The 15110-nt window shown below is 73.2% G+C and carries 8 protein-coding genes; 6 read left to right on the top strand and 2 right to left on the bottom strand.

Annotated features, from left to right (window positions below; all coding sequences use genetic code 11):
* Positions 1–161: 161 nt before the first annotated feature.
* Positions 162–1049 carry a cellulose-binding protein gene (locus ACIP93_RS00455; protein ID WP_401754062.1) on the top strand — a complete coding sequence of 296 codons (888 nt, stop codon included), beginning with the start codon at positions 162–164 and terminating at the stop codon, positions 1047–1049.
* Between the two features lie 386 nt (positions 1050–1435).
* Here the strand turns inward: ACIP93_RS00455 and ACIP93_RS00450 are convergent, their stop codons facing one another.
* Complete coding sequence (locus ACIP93_RS00450; protein WP_401754059.1) at positions 1436–3172, bottom strand: MDR family MFS transporter; 1737 nt, start codon at positions 3170–3172, stop codon at positions 1436–1438.
* A gap of 242 nt (positions 3173–3414) precedes the next feature.
* On the opposite strand from ACIP93_RS00450, the gene ACIP93_RS00445 reads away from it, so the two are divergent.
* From ACIP93_RS00445 to ACIP93_RS00430, 4 genes are all read left to right on the top strand, one after another.
* Complete coding sequence (locus tag ACIP93_RS00445; RefSeq protein WP_345222179.1) at positions 3415–4203, top strand: ABC transporter ATP-binding protein; 789 nt, start codon at positions 3415–3417, stop codon at positions 4201–4203.
* Entirely contained in the window at positions 4200–6776 is a 2577-nt protein-coding gene (locus tag ACIP93_RS00440; RefSeq protein WP_401754054.1) for an ABC transporter permease, read from the top strand. Before ACIP93_RS00445 ends, ACIP93_RS00440 begins: the two co-directional genes overlap by 4 nt.
* 299 nt (positions 6777–7075) lie before the next feature.
* Entirely contained in the window at positions 7076–10606 is a 3531-nt protein-coding gene (gene mfd / locus ACIP93_RS00435) for a transcription-repair coupling factor (RefSeq protein ID WP_401754051.1), read from the top strand.
* Between the two features lie 362 nt (positions 10607–10968).
* On the top strand, positions 10969–11730 hold the full coding sequence (locus ACIP93_RS00430; protein WP_401754048.1) for an HNH endonuclease family protein: 762 nt from the start codon (positions 10969–10971) through the stop codon (positions 11728–11730).
* Between the two features lie 76 nt (positions 11731–11806).
* Here ACIP93_RS00430 and ACIP93_RS00425 read toward each other — a convergent pair whose 3' ends face one another.
* A complete protein-coding gene (locus ACIP93_RS00425) occupies positions 11807–12745 on the bottom strand; it encodes a hypothetical protein (protein ID WP_401754045.1) in 939 nt (312 codons plus the stop codon).
* 202 nt (positions 12746–12947) lie between these two features.
* Here ACIP93_RS00425 and ACIP93_RS00420 point away from each other — a divergent pair, with 202 nt between their 5' ends.
* Positions 12948–15044 (top strand): N-6 DNA methylase, encoded by a 2097-nt coding sequence (locus ACIP93_RS00420; protein ID WP_401754042.1) that lies wholly within the window; start codon positions 12948–12950, stop codon positions 15042–15044.
* Positions 15045–15110: the final 66 nt, after the last annotated feature.

Raw genomic sequence — 15110 nt, 5'->3', positions numbered from 1 at the left:
CCTGAGGAACCGGGTCGTACGCCCCGGTCGTTCTCCTCTCTCGAACGGGGGTGGCCATCAGGCAGAGTGTTCGGTTACGGACACTTGAGTCCGATACATCAGGATCTGTCGCAATGTGCTGGCCTGTTTCCTGGTCGCCGCAGAGAAAAGGGGAAAACAGGATGAACGCATCGACGTCACCCCACGGTTTCACCACGGTGCGGGGCCGCGGCTACCGTCCGGAACAGGTGGACCGCCGTGTCGACGCGCTGTTCCGCGACCGTGACGACGCGTGGGAGCGGGCGGCGCGGCTGACCGTGCTGGCCAAGCAGATGGAGGCGGAGGCGGCAGCCCTGCGGGAGCGGGTCGCGCAGTTGCCGCCGCAGACGTACGAGTCGCTGGGCGAGCGGGCGCAGACGATCCTGGCGCTGTCGCGCGAGTCGGCGGACGAGCTGCGGACGCAGGCCGAGGACGAGGCCGCGGAGCTGAGGGCGACGGCCGTGGCGGAGGGTTCGGCGGTACGGGAAGCGGCGCGGGCGGCGGCCGAGCGGGTCCGCGCGGAGGCCGAGGAGACGGCGTCGCGGCTGCTGGCGGAGGCGGCCACGGCGGCCGACGGGGTACGGACCGCCGCCCGCCGGGACGCCGAGGAGTGGGGGGCCGAGGCGCAGGCCGCCCTCAAGGAGACCCGTAAGCGGAGCGAGGGCATCCGTACCGATCAGGAGCAGGAGCACGCCGCACGCTGGGAGGCGGCCGAGCGGGCCGTCGCCGAGCGCGAGGCGGAGGCCGACGAACGTTTCGCGGCGCTCACCTCGCGGGCGGAGGCGGTGCTGGCGGCGGCCCGCAAGGACCTGGCGGAGGCCGAGGAGGAGGCCCGCCACGGTCAGGAGGACGCGGAGGCGCGGGCCGCGGAACTGGTGGCGGAGGCGCGGGGGGTCGAGGCGCGGATCGAACGGGAGACGGAGCGGGTGCTGCGGGAGCACGACGAGGCCCGCGAGGAGGTGCAGGCGCACATGGCCCACGTCCGCAACAGCCTGGCGACCCTGACGGGCCGCGCGACCACGGAGGGCTGACCTCCGCCGGCCGCACGACCGGGGGTTCCCGCTCGGTCCCCCGCGTCCCTGACGGGGCACCCCTGCTGGGCCCCCTGCCGGGACGCCCCTGCAAGGGACGCGGGGGACTGCCGCGACCAGCCACGATGCACGGCTGCGCGGCTGGGTTTCCCGCTCGGCTGCCCGCCCTCCCTGCTGGGCCCCCTGCTGGGCTGCCCCTGCAAGGGGCGCGGGGAACCGCGCGACCAGCCACGATGCACCCGCACGACACCGCTCACCGCCCAGGCCCCCTCCCAGCCCCGCAGGGTTACGGGAAGGGGCGGGCAGGGGAAAATCCCCACCCCGACACCGGGCACCTCCGCAACGAGGCCGCGGCCCGGCCGCCGGCCCTCAGCGCCCCGCACCCCCTACCCCGCACCCGCCCCGTCGACCGCCCCCGGCCGGCTCCCCTCGGCCGCCCCCGGGCCCCCCGCCCCGTCCCCCAGTACCGGAAACCTCCTCGGCGCCAGTACCAGCAATGCCACCAGCGCCAGGAACCCCGCCGCCGCCGCTCCCACGTACACGTGGTCCACCGCCGCGTCCACCGCCCTGCGCAGGTACTCCGCCGCCCCGGCCCCCAGCGTCGAGTCCGGGTCGCTCAACGCGTGGGACACCGAGTCGAGGTCCCCCGGCAGCCCGTCCCGCAGCGACGCCGGCGCGGACTCCAGCCGCCCCGCCAGCGTCGCGTTCGCCACCGCCCCGAAGACCGCCGCCCCCACGCTCTGGCCCAACTGCCGGTAGAAGAGGATCGACGCCGTCGCCGTCCCCCGTTCCGACCAGCCCACCGTCGACTGCACCCCGACGATCAACGGGAGCTGGAAGAGGCCGAGCGCCCCGCCCAGCAGCAGCATGATCAGCGCGGGCATCCACGCCGAGCCGGGGAAGGGCAGCAGCGGAAACGCCAGCAGGATCACCGTCGCCAGCGAGATCCCGACGACCGCCGTCTGACGGAAGCCGATCCTCCCGTACACGTGCTGACTCAGCGCCGCCGACAACGGCCAGCTCAGCGTCATGACGGACAGCACGAAGCCGGCCGCCGTCGGGCCCAGCCCCAGCACCGACTGGGCGTACGTCGGCAGGAAGACCATCGGGGCCACCATCAGCAGCCCGAGCATGCCCAGGGCGACGTTCACCGCCGCGATCGTCCGCCGGCGCCACACCCAGCCGGGCAGGATCGGCTCGGCGGCGCGCCGTTCCACCAGCACGACCACGACCACCAGCACGGCGCTCGCCGCCAGCAGCGCGAGGGACGGGGCGGAGAGCCACGGCCAGGCGACCCCGCCCTGCACCAGCGCCGTCAGCAGCAGCCCGCCGCAGGCGAAGACGGCGAGCGCACCGGGCCAGTCGACACGAGAACGGACGGGCGCGGCGGAGGGTTCCCGGACCCGGCCGGGCTCCCGCAGGTACTTCGCGACCAGCCATATCGCCAGCGCCCCCACCGGCAGGTTGACCAGGAAGATCCAGCGCCAGTCGGCGTACGTGGCCAGGACGCCGCCGACCGCCGGGCCCGCCACCGCCGACACCGCCCAGACGGTGGACAACTTGGCCTGGATCTTGGGGCGTTCCTTGAGGGGGTAGAGGTCGGCGGCGATGGTCTGGACGGTTCCCTGTATCGCCCCGCCGCCCAGGCCCTGCACGATGCGGAACGCGATCAGTGCCGGCATGTTCCAGGCGAGCGCGCAGAGCAGGGAGCCGAGCAGGAAGAGGGCTGTGCCGGTGATCAGGACCGGCTTGCGGCCGAAGGTGTCGGAGAGCTTGCCGTACACGGGGAGGGTGACGGTGACCGCGAGGAGATAGCCGGCGAAGAGCCAGGAGAAGACGGTGAAACCGCCCAGGTCGGCGACGATCTGCGGTACGGCGGTCGAGACGATCGTGCCGTCCAGGGCGGCCAGCGCCATGCCCAGCATGAGCGCGGCGACGACCGGCCCGCGACGGCCCGCGTCCGCTCCGGGGGCACCGGCGGGGACATTGTCGTTGCCGCCCGGAGCGCCGTCGGGGGTGGTGGCGTCGACGCCCGGAGCGCCGTCGGGGGCGTTGCCGTCGATGCCCGAAGTGCCGCCGCGGGCCGGGGCGTTGCCCGTGCCACTTACATCTTTGTCGGCCACCGCGTTCCCTTCCCCCTGCACGTATTTTCTCGGCACAGCGTCTCACCCGCAGGTCGGGCGGGGGAGGGCGCGCAGCGGGTGGAGAACCCCGGACCCCGTGCTCCACCCCAGGGTTGAGAAGCAGGGGCCGGATTCCCCCCTTGGGTCCAGCCCGTGCTTGGTACCCAGGGGCGACGTGCCCGGACGGTCCCCTCCCTAGCTTGGTTTCAGGTGAAGTTCGGGAGCGCACAGGGGGACTCGGCATGACAACGGCGGTAGGCAAACCCCAGCAGGGGGACGCACACGGGAACGCGGCCGTCGCCGCGCGGGCACGGCAGGTCGTGAAGGCGTACGGGACGGGGGAGACCCGTGTCGTGGCGCTCGACCATGTCGACGTCGACATCGTGCGGGGGGAGTTCACGGCGATCATGGGCCCCTCGGGGTCGGGCAAGTCCACACTGATGCACTGCCTCGCGGGACTGGACACGGTGACCTCGGGCGAGATCCACCTCGCCGACACCGAGATCACCGGGCTGAAGGACAAGCGGCTGACGCGGCTGCGGCGGGACCGGGTGGGGTTCATCTTCCAGTCGTTCAACCTGCTGCCCACGCTCAACGCGCTGGAGAACATCACGCTGCCCATGGACATCGCCGGGCGCAGGCCCGACGCCGCGTGGCTGCGGCGGGTCGTGGAGACGGTGGGGCTGGGGGACCGGCTGAAGCACCGGCCCACCGAGCTCTCCGGCGGCCAGCAGCAACGCGTCGCGGTGGCGCGGGCGCTGGCGGCCCAGCCGGAGATCATCTTCGGTGACGAGCCGACCGGGAACCTGGACTCCCGGTCCGGGGCCGAGGTGCTGGACTTCCTGCGGCTGTCCGTGGACGAGCTGGGCCAGACCATCGTGATGGTGACGCACGACCCGGTGGCCGCCTCGTACGCGGACCGCGTGCTGTACCTCGCCGACGGCCGGATCGTCGACGAGATGCGCAGGCCCACCGCCGAACGCGTACTGGACCGCATGAAGGCCTTCGACGGGCGGGGGCGGACGTCATGACCGTCTGGAAGACCTCGCTGCGCAACTTCTTCGCGCACAAGGGGCGCATGGCGCTCTCCGCCGTCGCCGTCCTGCTGTCGGTCGGGTTCGTCTGCGGGACGCTCGTGTTCACCGACACCATGAACACCACCTTCGACAAGCTCTTCGCGAGCACCACCGCCGATGTCACCGTGACGCCGAAGAAGGAGAAGGGCGACCGGTCCGCGGAGAACGCCGGCCGCCCGCTCACCGTTCCGGCCGCCGCCGTCGACACGCTGAAGCGGACCGACGGGGTGAAGGACGCCGAAGGCACCGTCAGCAGCGGCTCCGTCACCGTCGTCAACGGCGACAACAAGAACGTGGGCTCCGAGAGCGGCGCCCCCACCTTCGCGGGCAACTGGTCCTCCAGCGACGCCCGTTCCCTCGACATCACCTCCGGGCACGCTCCGCGCGGCCCCACCGAGGTCATGGTCGACGCCGACACCGCCGACAAGCACGGGCTGAAGCTCGGCGACGAACTGCGGACCATCGCCGTGACCGGCGACCACACCGCGCGGATCAGCGGGATAGCCACCTTCCGTACCACCAACCCGGGGGCCACCCTCGTCTTCCTGGACACCGCGACCGCGCAGCGCCAACTGCTCGGCGGCACCGGCCGGTTCACCGGGATCAACGTCACCGCCGGCGACGGCCTCTCCGAGACCCGGCTCAAGGCCACGGTGAGCGCCGCGCTGGGGGCGGGCACGTACACGTACCAGACCAAGACGGAAGAGGCGGCGGCGAACAAGAGCGACCTGGCCTCGTTCCTCGACGTCATGAAGTACGCGATGCTCGGCTTCGCCGGGATCGCCCTCCTCGTCGGCGTCTTCCTGATCATCAACACCTTCTCCATGCTGGTCGCCCAGCGCACCCGGGAGATCGGGCTGATGCGGGCGCTCGGTTCGAGCCGCCGACAGGTCAACCGGTCGGTGCTGCTCGAAGCGCTGCTGCTCGGCGTCGTCGGCTCGCTGCTGGGCGTCGCCGCCGGGGTGGGGCTGGCCGTCGGACTGATGAAGTTCATGGGCGCGATCGGCATGAGGCTGGCCACCACCGACCTCACCTTCCGGTGGCCGACCCCGGTGATCGGGGTGGTGCTGGGCATCGTCGTCACCGTCGTGGCGGCCTACCTGCCCGCGCGGCGGGCCGGAAAGGTGTCGCCGATGGCGGCCCTGCGGGAGGTCGGCGTGCCGGCGGACGGGAAGTCCGGCCGGGTACGGACCGTGCTGGGCGCGGTGCTGACCCTCGCGGGCGGCGCGGGGCTGTACGCGGCGGCGCAGGCGACGAAGTCGGGCGAGGGCGCGCTGCTGCTCGGGGTGGGCGTGGTGTGCAGCCTCATTGGGTTCGTGGTGATCGGGCCGCTGCTGGTGGGGTTCCTGGTCAAGGGGTTGTCGGCGGTGGTGCTGCGGGTGTTCGGGCCGGTGGGGCGGATGGCCGAGCGCAACGCGCTGCGCAATCCCCGGCGCACCGGAGCCACCGGGTCCGCACTGATGATCGGGCTCGCGCTGGTGGCGTGCCTGTCGGTGGGGGCGTCCTCGATGGTCGCCTCGGCCACGGACGAGCTGGACCGTTCGGTGGGGGCGGACTTCACCGTACGGTCCACCAACGGGCAGCCGGTGCTGCCGCAGGCGCGCGAGGCCGTCGAGAAGGTGGCCGGGCTCGCCCACGTCACCCACTACAAGGGCGTCGACGCCCGGGTCACCGCCCCGGACGGGACCTCCGGGCGGCACGTGCTGTCGGCCACCGACCCCTCCTACCTGCGGGACCTGAAGCGGGCGACGGTCTCCGGCGAGCTGGCGAAGGCGTACGAGCCCGGGGCGATGTCGGTGGGCGAGGAGTACGCGAAACGGCACGGGGTGCGGGTCGGCGACGAGCTGGGAGTCGTCTTCCCCGGGGGCGGGAGCGTGCGGCTGAAGGTGGCGGCGGTGACGTCGGACGACGTCAATGTCGACAGGGGGGCGATGTATCTGAGCATCGCGACCGCCGCCCGGCACATACCGGCCCGGTCCATGCCGCAGGACATGATGCTCTTCGCGAAGGCGGCGGACGGGCAGGCGGACGCGGCGTACGCGGCGATGAAGAAGGCCGTGGAGCCGTACCCGCAGTACAAGGTGTTGAACTCCACGGACTACAAGAAGGACCTGAAGGCGCAGATCGATCAGCTCCTCAACATCGTGTACGGGCTGCTGGGGCTCGCGATCGTGGTGGCCGTGCTGGGGGTCGTGAACACCCTCGCCCTGTCGGTGGTCGAGCGGACCCGGGAGATCGGGCTGATGCGGGCGATCGGGCTGTCGCGGCGGCAACTGCGGCGGATGATCCGGCTGGAGTCGGTGGTGATCGCCCTGTTCGGGGCGGTGCTGGGGCTCGGGCTCGGGCTGGCGTGGGGGACGGCGGCGCAGAAGCTGCTGGCGCTGGAGGGGATCGGGATCCTGGAGATCCCCTGGAACACCATCCTGGCCGTCTTCGCGGCGTCGGCCCTGGTGGGCCTGCTGGCCGCCCTGGTCCCGGCCTTCCGCGCCGGCCGCCTCAACATCCTGAACGCCATCGCCACGGACTGACCCCGGCACCGGGGTCCCCCCGGGGGGGGAGGGGCGGGCGAGGGGGGCGGCCCCGCCCGCTCCCGCCCCCCCGGGGCTCCGCCCCGCCCCAGCGCCCGTGCCGCAAGGGGCCCAGGGCCTTAGCGCCCTCGCCCCGGAGGGCCGGCCCGCTTCGGCCAGCGGGCCGGCGGACGGCGTCGTAGGCTGGGAGGCCCCGGCCCGTGCGACGTGTCGGGCGGCTCGCGTTGCCCCTTCGGCCCCCGGCCCCCGGGCGTGCGCGGTCCACCTCAGTGATCCAAGCGTTCGGATGGATGCCTTTCATGAGCCTGCACGGCCTGCTGGATGCAGTGGTACGAGACTCGGCGCTCGCCGAAGCGGTCAAGGCCGCCGTCGACGGCAACCGCATGCACGTCGACCTCGTCGGACCCTCCGCCGCCCGCCCCTTCGCCCTCGCCGCCCTCGCCCGTGACGCCGGGCGGCCCGTGCTGGCCGTCACCGCCACCGGGCGGGAGGCCGAGGAGCTGGCCGCCACCCTGCGGACCCTGCTGCCGGAGGACTCCGTGGCGGAGTTCCCGGCCTGGGAGACCCTGCCGCACGAGCGGCTCTCCCCCCGGTCGGACACCGTGGGGCGGCGGCTCGCCGTCCTGCGCAGGCTCGCCCACCCGAGCCCCGACGACCCGGCTGCGGGACCCGTCAGCGTCGTCGTGGCTCCCGTACGGTCCGTGCTGCAACCGCAGGTCAAGGGGCTCGGCGATCTCGTGCCGGTGTCCATCAGGTCCGGGCAGACCGCCGAGCTGGGAGCGGTCACCGACGCGCTGGCGGCGGCCGCGTACCAGCGGGTGGAACTGGTCGAGAAGCGCGGCGAGTTCGCCGTACGGGGCGGAATCCTGGACGTGTTCCCGCCGACCGAGGAGCACCCCCTGCGGGTGGAGTTCTGGGGCGACGACGTCGAGGAGATCCGGTACTTCAAGGTCGCCGACCAGCGGTCCCTGGAGGTCGCCGAGCACGGGGTGTGGGCGCCGCCGTGCCGGGAGCTGCTGCTGACGGACGACGTGCGGCAGAGGGCCGCCGCGCTGGCCGAGGAGCACCCCGAGCTGGGCGAGCTGCTGCACAAGATCGCCGAGGGCATCGCGGTCGAGGGCATGGAGTCCCTCGCCCCGGTTCTCGTCGACGACATGGAGCTGCTGCTCGACGTGCTGCCCGGCGGCTCGATGACGGTCGTCTGCGACCCCGAGCGGGTGCGGACGCGGGCCGCGGACCTCGTCGCGACCAGCCAGGAGTTCCTCCAGGCGTCGTGGGCGGCCACCGCCGGCGGCGGCGAGGCGCCGATCGACGTCGGCGCGGCCTCGCTGTGGGGCATCGCCGACGTCCGGGACCGGGCGCGCGAGCTCGGGATGATGTGGTGGTCGGTCTCGCCGTTCGCCGCCGACGACGCGGAGTTCGAGGACGACACCCTCAAGCTCGGCATGCACGCCCCCGAGCTGTACCGGGGCGACACGGCCAAGGCCCTCGCCGACACCAAGGGGTGGCTGGCCGACGGCTGGCGCGTGGTGTTCGTGACCGAGGGGCACGGGACCGCCGCCCGTACGGTCGAGGTCCTGTCGGGGGAGGGCATCGCCGCACGCCTGGAATCCGGCCTCGCCGAGCTCTCCCCGAACGTCGTGCACGTCGCCTGCGGCGGCCTCGACAACGGCTTCGTCGACCCGGCGCTCCAGCTCGCCGTCCTCACCGAGACGGACCTGACCGGCCAGCGCACCGCCACCAAGGAACTCGGGCGGATGCCCGCCCGCCGCCGCAAGTCCGTCGACCCGCTCACCCTCCAGGCCGGTGACTTCATCGTGCACGAGCAGCACGGTGTGGGGCGGTACGTCGAGATGGTGCAGCGCACGGTGCAGGGCGCGACCCGCGAGTACCTGCTCGTCGAGTACGCGCCGGCCAAGCGCGGCCAGCCCGGCGACCGGCTGTACATCCCCACCGACCAACTGGAGCAGGTGACGAAGTACGTCGGCGGCGAGGCCCCGACGCTGCACCGGCTCGGCGGCGCCGACTGGACGAAGACCAAGGCGCGGGCCAAGAAGGCCGTCAAGGAGATCGCCGCCGACCTCATCAAGCTGTACTCCGCGCGCATGGCCGCGCCCGGCCACACCTTCGGCCCCGACACCCCCTGGCAGCGCGAGCTGGAGGACGCCTTCCCGTACGTGGAGACGCCCGACCAGTTGTCCACCATCGCCGAGGTGAAGGAGGACATGGAGAAGTCCGTCCCCATGGACCGGCTGATCTGCGGCGACGTCGGCTACGGCAAGACCGAGATCGCGGTGCGCGCCGCCTTCAAGGCCGTGCAGGACGGCAAGCAGGTGGCGGTGCTGGTGCCGACGACGCTGCTGGTGCAGCAGCACTTCGGCACGTTCACCGAGCGGTACGCGCAGTTCCCCGTCAACGTGCGGGCGCTGAGCCGCTTCCAGACCGACACCGAGTCGAAGGCCACCCTCGCGGGGCTCGCGGACGGCTCGGTCGACATCGTCATCGGTACGCACCGGCTCTTCTCCCAGGAGACCAGGTTCAAGGACCTGGGGCTGGTCGTCGTGGACGAGGAGCAGCGCTTCGGCGTCGAGCACAAGGAACAGCTCAAGAAGCTCAGGGCCAATGTCGACGTACTGACCATGTCGGCCACACCCATCCCCCGTACGCTGGAGATGGCGGTCACCGGCATCCGCGAGATGTCGACCATCACCACCCCGCCCGAGGAGCGGCACCCCGTGCTGACCTTCGTCGGTCCGTACGAGGAGAAGCAGATCGGCGCGGCCGTCCGCCGCGAACTGCTGCGCGAGGGCCAGGTCTTCTACATCCACAACCGGGTGGAGTCCATCGACCGGGCGGCGGCCAAGCTGCGCGAGATCGTGCCCGAGGCGCGCATCGCCACCGCGCACGGCCAGATGTCGGAGACGGCGCTCGAACAGGTCGTCGTGGACTTCTGGGAGAAGAAGTTCGACGTGCTCGTGTCGACGACGATCGTCGAGTCCGGCATCGACATCTCCAACGCGAACACCCTGATCGTGGAGCGCGGCGACAACTTCGGTCTCTCGCAGCTCCACCAGTTGCGCGGCCGCGTCGGCCGAGGCCGCGAGCGCGGTTACGCGTACTTCCTCTACCCGCCGGAGAAGCCGCTCACGGAGACCGCGCACGAGAGGCTCGCGACGATCGCCCAGCACACGGAGATGGGTGCGGGCATGTACGTGGCGATGAAGGACCTGGAGATCCGCGGCGCGGGCAACCTGCTCGGCGGCGAGCAGTCCGGCCACATCGCGGGCGTCGGCTTCGACCTCTACATCCGCATGGTCGGCGAGGCGGTGGCCGACTACCGGGCGGCGGTCGACGGGACGGAGGAGGAAGAGGCCCCGCTGGAGGTCAAGATCGAACTCCCGGTGGACGCGCACGTTCCGCACGACTACGCGCCGGGTGAGCGGCTGCGCCTCCAGGCGTACCGGGCGATCGCGGCGGCGACGACGGAGGCGGACATCGCGGCGGTGCGGGAGGAACTCACCGACCGTTACGGCAAGCTGCCCGAGCCGGTGGAGAACCTGCTCCTGGTCGCGGGCCTGCGGATGCTGGCCCGGGCCTGCGGGGTCGGGGAGATCGTCCTCCAGGGCCCGAACATCCGGTTCGCGCCGGTGGAGCTGAGGGAGTCGCAGGAGCTGCGGCTGAAGCGGCTGTACCCGCGGACGGTGATCAAGCCGACCGCGCACCAGATCCTGGTGCCGCGGCCGACCGGCGGGAAGATCGGCGGAAAGCCGGTGGTGGGCCGCGAGCTGCTGTCCTGGACGGGCGAGTTCCTCACCACCATCCTGGGCTGACCGGCCCGCCCCCGCAGGGGGGCCGGGCAAGACACCGCCCGCGAGACCGCGAAGAGCGGCCTCGCGGGCGGGGGTCCGGAGGTGCCGTCCGGTGCCGGACGCCTGCGGTGCGGACGAACGGGACCTTTCAGACGCTACGCCCGGGGACAGGATCACGCGCGCCGGGAGCCGCCGGCGCGACATGTGGAGCGGGACACATTTCGGTGGTACGTCGCGGGTCGGTCCGTCCGTTCGGGGCAGGCATTCCTAAGGTGGGCCGCTCGCCGGAGTGCGACCGCGCGTGGGCCGTTCGCGGTGTGCGACAGCGCGTGGGCCGTCCGCCGGTGCGCAACAGCCGAAGAAGTCGTGGGGTGGGGTTCGTCGTGACAGCTCGTACGTCCAGGAGTGCCTGGAAAGCCGTGTCCGCGGCGGGACTTGGGGCCGCCCTGCTGCTCGGCGGCGTCGGCTGCGACGCCGTGCGGTCCGGCACGGGGCCCGGTTCGGGGGCGGGTTCGGGTTCTGGGCCGGGCGGCACCGTCGGGAAGCCCGGCTCCGCGCTGGCCGCCGTGGACGACCTCGCCGTCAAGGGCCGGGCCCCGAAGACGGGTTACCAGCGCGCCTCGTTCGGGCGCGCCTGGGCCGACACCGACGACAACGGCTGCGGAACCCGCGACGACATCCTCAAGCGCGATCTGAAGGACGTGGCCTTCGGCGACGCCAGGAAGTGCAAGGTCTCCTCCGGTGTGCTGGCCGACGACCCGTACACGGGCACCCGCGTCGAATACCGGCGCGGTGCGAGCAAGGTCGACATCGACCACCTGGTGGCGCTGTCGGACGCCTGGCAGAAGGGCGCCCAGCAGTGGAGCAAGGGCAAGCGGCTGGCCTTCGCCAACGACCCGCTGAACCTGCTGGCCGCCGAGGCCTCCGCGAACCGCAGGAAGGGCGACGGCGACACCGCCACCTGGCTCCCGCCGAACAAGGGCTACCGGTGCGCGTACGTCGCCTCGCAGGTCGCGGTGAAGAAGAAGTACGGGCTGTGGGTGACCCCGGGCGAGCGCGACGCCATGAAGGCGGTGCTCAAGGACTGCCCGCGGCAGGGGCTGCCCAGCGGCGGCAACCCGACCGAGGCCCCCGCCGGACGGTGACGCACGCACTGCGCTCCGGCAGGGCCGCCCCCCTCCAGGGGCCCTGCCGGAGCGCGGCGCGTGCTGCCGCCGGAGCTCAGAGCGTGAGCTCCCACTGCGACGCCTTGTGCTCGAAGCCCGGGGTGATCTCGACGGTCAGGTTCTTCGCGTCGGCCGGGACGCTGAAGGCGTACTTCACGGTGGCCTTCCTGCCGGGCAGGATGCCGCCCTGGAACATCGTGCCGGCGTTCTCGTCGAAGATCTGCTCGGCCTGCGTGCCGTCCTTGCCCGCGCGGGCCGTCGCCAGCACGCCCGTGGCGTCGAACTTCTTCGTCCCCGCGTTGTGGATGACCACCGTCACCAGACGGGCCTTGTTGCCCTTGGTGTGACCCGCCGCGTACGCGCTGGGCGTGTACTTCACCGGCGCCGACACCGTGACGGTCAGCTTGTCGCCGTACTCGGCGGAGTCGCCCGCGCCGAGCGCCTTGTCGGTGGCCTTCTCGCCGGACCCGCCCGTGCCGTCGTCCCCGCCCTTGCCGTCGGCCTTCGCCCCGCCGGCCGTGCCGTCCTTCTTGGTGGCCTCCTGCCCCGACAGGGCCTTGTCCACCTCCTTGATCCCCTCGTCGACCGCCTTGAACAGCAGTACCGCGCCCACTACCGACAGGATCAGCGAGACCAGGCCGAGCGCCGCGCCGGTCAGGGTCACGCCCTTGTTCGTCGCCTCGCCGCGCTTGACCCGGCCGTGGCCCGTCAGGCCCAGGATCAGCGCGATCAGGCCGAGGATTCCGGCCAGCCAGAACATCAGCGGGATCAGGCCCGACAGCGCGCCGACGATGCCGAGGATCAGGGCCGCGGTGCCCAGGCCGTTGCGGGCGGCGCGGGGCGCGCCGTGACCACCGGGGCCACCGTGACCGCCGGGGCCGCCGTGATCGCCGTAGGGCCCGCCGTCGTGGCCTCCGCCATGGCTTCCGGGCGTGCCGTAGTACTGCGGCTCGGGGCCCTGCGGGTGCGTCGGCTGGTGCGAGTACTGAGACATGGGATGCCCTCCGGCGGTGGCCCTCGATGGGGACGGGGTGCGTTGGGTCAATGACAACAGAAGCTGTGAACCGAGTCAACCAAGTTCACGAGAAAGGGAGTGTTCACGCTGTGAAGTGAGGTGTGAACGCGACTGTCGGTATGCTCGGAACACAGCTCATACGCCGAGAGGGGCAACCGCGGTGCCGGACAACGCAACAGAGGTGACCGCAGCCGGAATCGCCCGGCTGGCCGGAGTCGGCAGGGCCGCCGTGAGCAACTGGCGGCGCCGTCACGGCGACTTCCCCAAGCCGGTCGGCGGCACCGAGACCAGCCCCTCCTTCGCGCTCGCCGAGGTCGAGGCCTGGCTCCGCGCCCAGGGCAAGCTGGCCGAGGTCCCCCTGCGCGAGCGCGTCTGGCAGCAGGTGGCGGGCCACCCCGCCGGTGCCAACACCGCCCTGGTGCACACCGGATGCGCGCTCCTCCTCGTACGGGAGAGGCCGACGGCGTGGAAGACCGCCGCCGCCGGATCCGACGCCCGGTGCGCCGAACTCCTGCCCCTGGCCGTGGCCCAGGTCCTCGACGGACGGCTCGGCGGCGAGTGGCTGCGGGCCGTGCGCACACCGGACCCGGCCGCTCTCGCCTCCTCCGTGCCGCTGCTGCGGGCCGCCGCCGAACTGGCCGCGCAGGACGGGCCGTCGCAGGTCTACGAGTTCCTGCTCGGCCGGCACCTGGACGCCAACCCGCGCCAGTACACGCTCACCCCCGCCGGTCCCGCCGCCCTCATGGCCGCCCTCGCGGGCCGCCCCCGCACCGTCCTCGACCCCGCCTGCGGCACCGCCTCCCTGCTCCGCGCCGTCCTGGAGGCGGGCGGCGAGGCGGACCGGCCGAGCACCCTGTACGCGCAGGACGCCGACCCCGACCTCGCCGCCCTCGCCGCGCTGCGGCTCGCCCTGTGCGCCGACGCCCGCGCCACCGAGGTGCGGGCCGCCGCCGCCGACACCCTGCGCGCCGACGTGTTCCGGCAGGTCGCGGTGGACGCGGTGGTCAGCCACCCGCCGTTCAACGAACGCAACTGGGGGCACGACGAACTCGCCTACGACCCGCGCTGGGAGTACGGCTTCCCCGCCCGCACCGAGTCCGAACTCGCCTGGGTGCAGCACGCGCTGGCCCGCCTGCGTCCGGGCGGCACCGCCGTGCTGCTGATGCCCCCGGCCGCCGCCTCCCGCCGTTCCGGCCGCCGCGTCCGCGCCGACCTGCTGCGCCGGGGAGCGCTGCGCGCCGTCGTCGCCCTGCCCGCGGGCGCGGCCCCGCCGTACGGAGTCCCACTGCACCTGTGGGTCCTGCGCAAGCCGGCCGCCGGCACCGGCCCCGGTGCGCGCAACGCCCCGCAACTCCTCGTCGTCGACACCGCCGACCTGTCCGAAGCCGGGCGCGACCGGCTCGACTGGGCCGCCCTGCACACCGCCGTGCTCGGCACCTGGCAGGCCTTCGACAGCGCGGGCACCGTCGAGGAACGCCCCGGTGTGAGCCGCGCCGTGCCCGTCATCGAACTCCTCGACGACGACGTCGACCTCGCCCCCGCCCGGCACCTGCCGCCCCCGGCCGCCGACGGCGGCGCCGCCGAGCTGGCGACCGCAACGGAGGAACTGGCGGACACCCTGCGGCTGACGGCCGAGCTGACGCCGCGCACGGGCACGGGGGCCGGCGCCGAAGCCGGTGCGGGCGCGCCGCCCGCGCACTGGCCCGTCACCACCGTCGGCGAACTCGCCCGCGCGGGCGCGCTGGTGCTGCGCACCGGATCGGCCGGTGGCGGCCCCGACGGCGCGCGGGTGCTCACCGAGCAGGACGTGCTCACCGGAAGCGCGGCGTCCGGTACGTCCGCCGACGCCGGGGACGGCGACGCCGTGCTGACCGAGCCCGGTGACGTCGTCGTACCCGTGCTGGGCGGTGGCGCGGTGGCCCGCGTCATCGACCGGGCGGGAGCGGGGGCCGTGCTCGGGCGCAACCTGCACCTGCTGCGGCCGGACCCGGCGGCCCTCGACCCGTGGTTCCTCGCCGGGTTCCTGCGCGGCACCGCCAACAACCGGCAGGCCAGCAGTTACGCCTCCACCGCCGCCCGGCTCGACGTGCGCCGCCTCCAACTGCCCCGGCTGCCGCTCGCCGACCAGCGCCGCTACGGCGACCGCTTCCGCGCGCTCGCCGCGTTCGAGGACGCGCTGCGGCTGGCGGGAAGGCTGGGGGAGCGGCTGGTGCAGCGGTGGTACGACGGGCTGGCGGACGGGACGGTTCCGCCGGAGCAGCCGTCGGAGCAGCAGTAGGGGGCCTCGGGGCTGCCGTCGGCACGGCCGCCCGGAATAGTGGTCCGATCCGTACAACCCCGGGGC

It is taken from the genome of Streptomyces sp. NPDC088745 (genome assembly GCF_044751045.1).
GTDB lineage: Bacteria > Actinomycetota > Actinomycetes > Streptomycetales > Streptomycetaceae > Streptomyces > Streptomyces cremeus.
This window is presented reverse-complemented; position numbering and strand designations above follow the sequence as displayed.

Excerpts from the sequence above, each read along its gene's own strand:
- ACIP93_RS00455 (WP_401754062.1), top strand. The coding sequence starts at position 162 with ATGAACGCATCGACGTCACCCCACGGTTTCACCACGGTGCGGGGCCGC.
- mfd (WP_401754051.1), top strand. The coding sequence starts at position 7,076 with ATGAGCCTGCACGGCCTGCTGGATGCAGTGGTACGAGACTCGGCGCTC.
- ACIP93_RS00440 (WP_401754054.1), top strand. The coding sequence starts at position 4,200 with ATGACCGTCTGGAAGACCTCGCTGCGCAACTTCTTCGCGCACAAGGGG.
- ACIP93_RS00445 (WP_345222179.1), top strand. The coding sequence starts at position 3,415 with ATGACAACGGCGGTAGGCAAACCCCAGCAGGGGGACGCACACGGGAAC.
- ACIP93_RS00425 (WP_401754045.1), bottom strand. The coding sequence starts at position 12,745 with ATGTCTCAGTACTCGCACCAGCCGACGCACCCGCAGGGCCCCGAGCCG.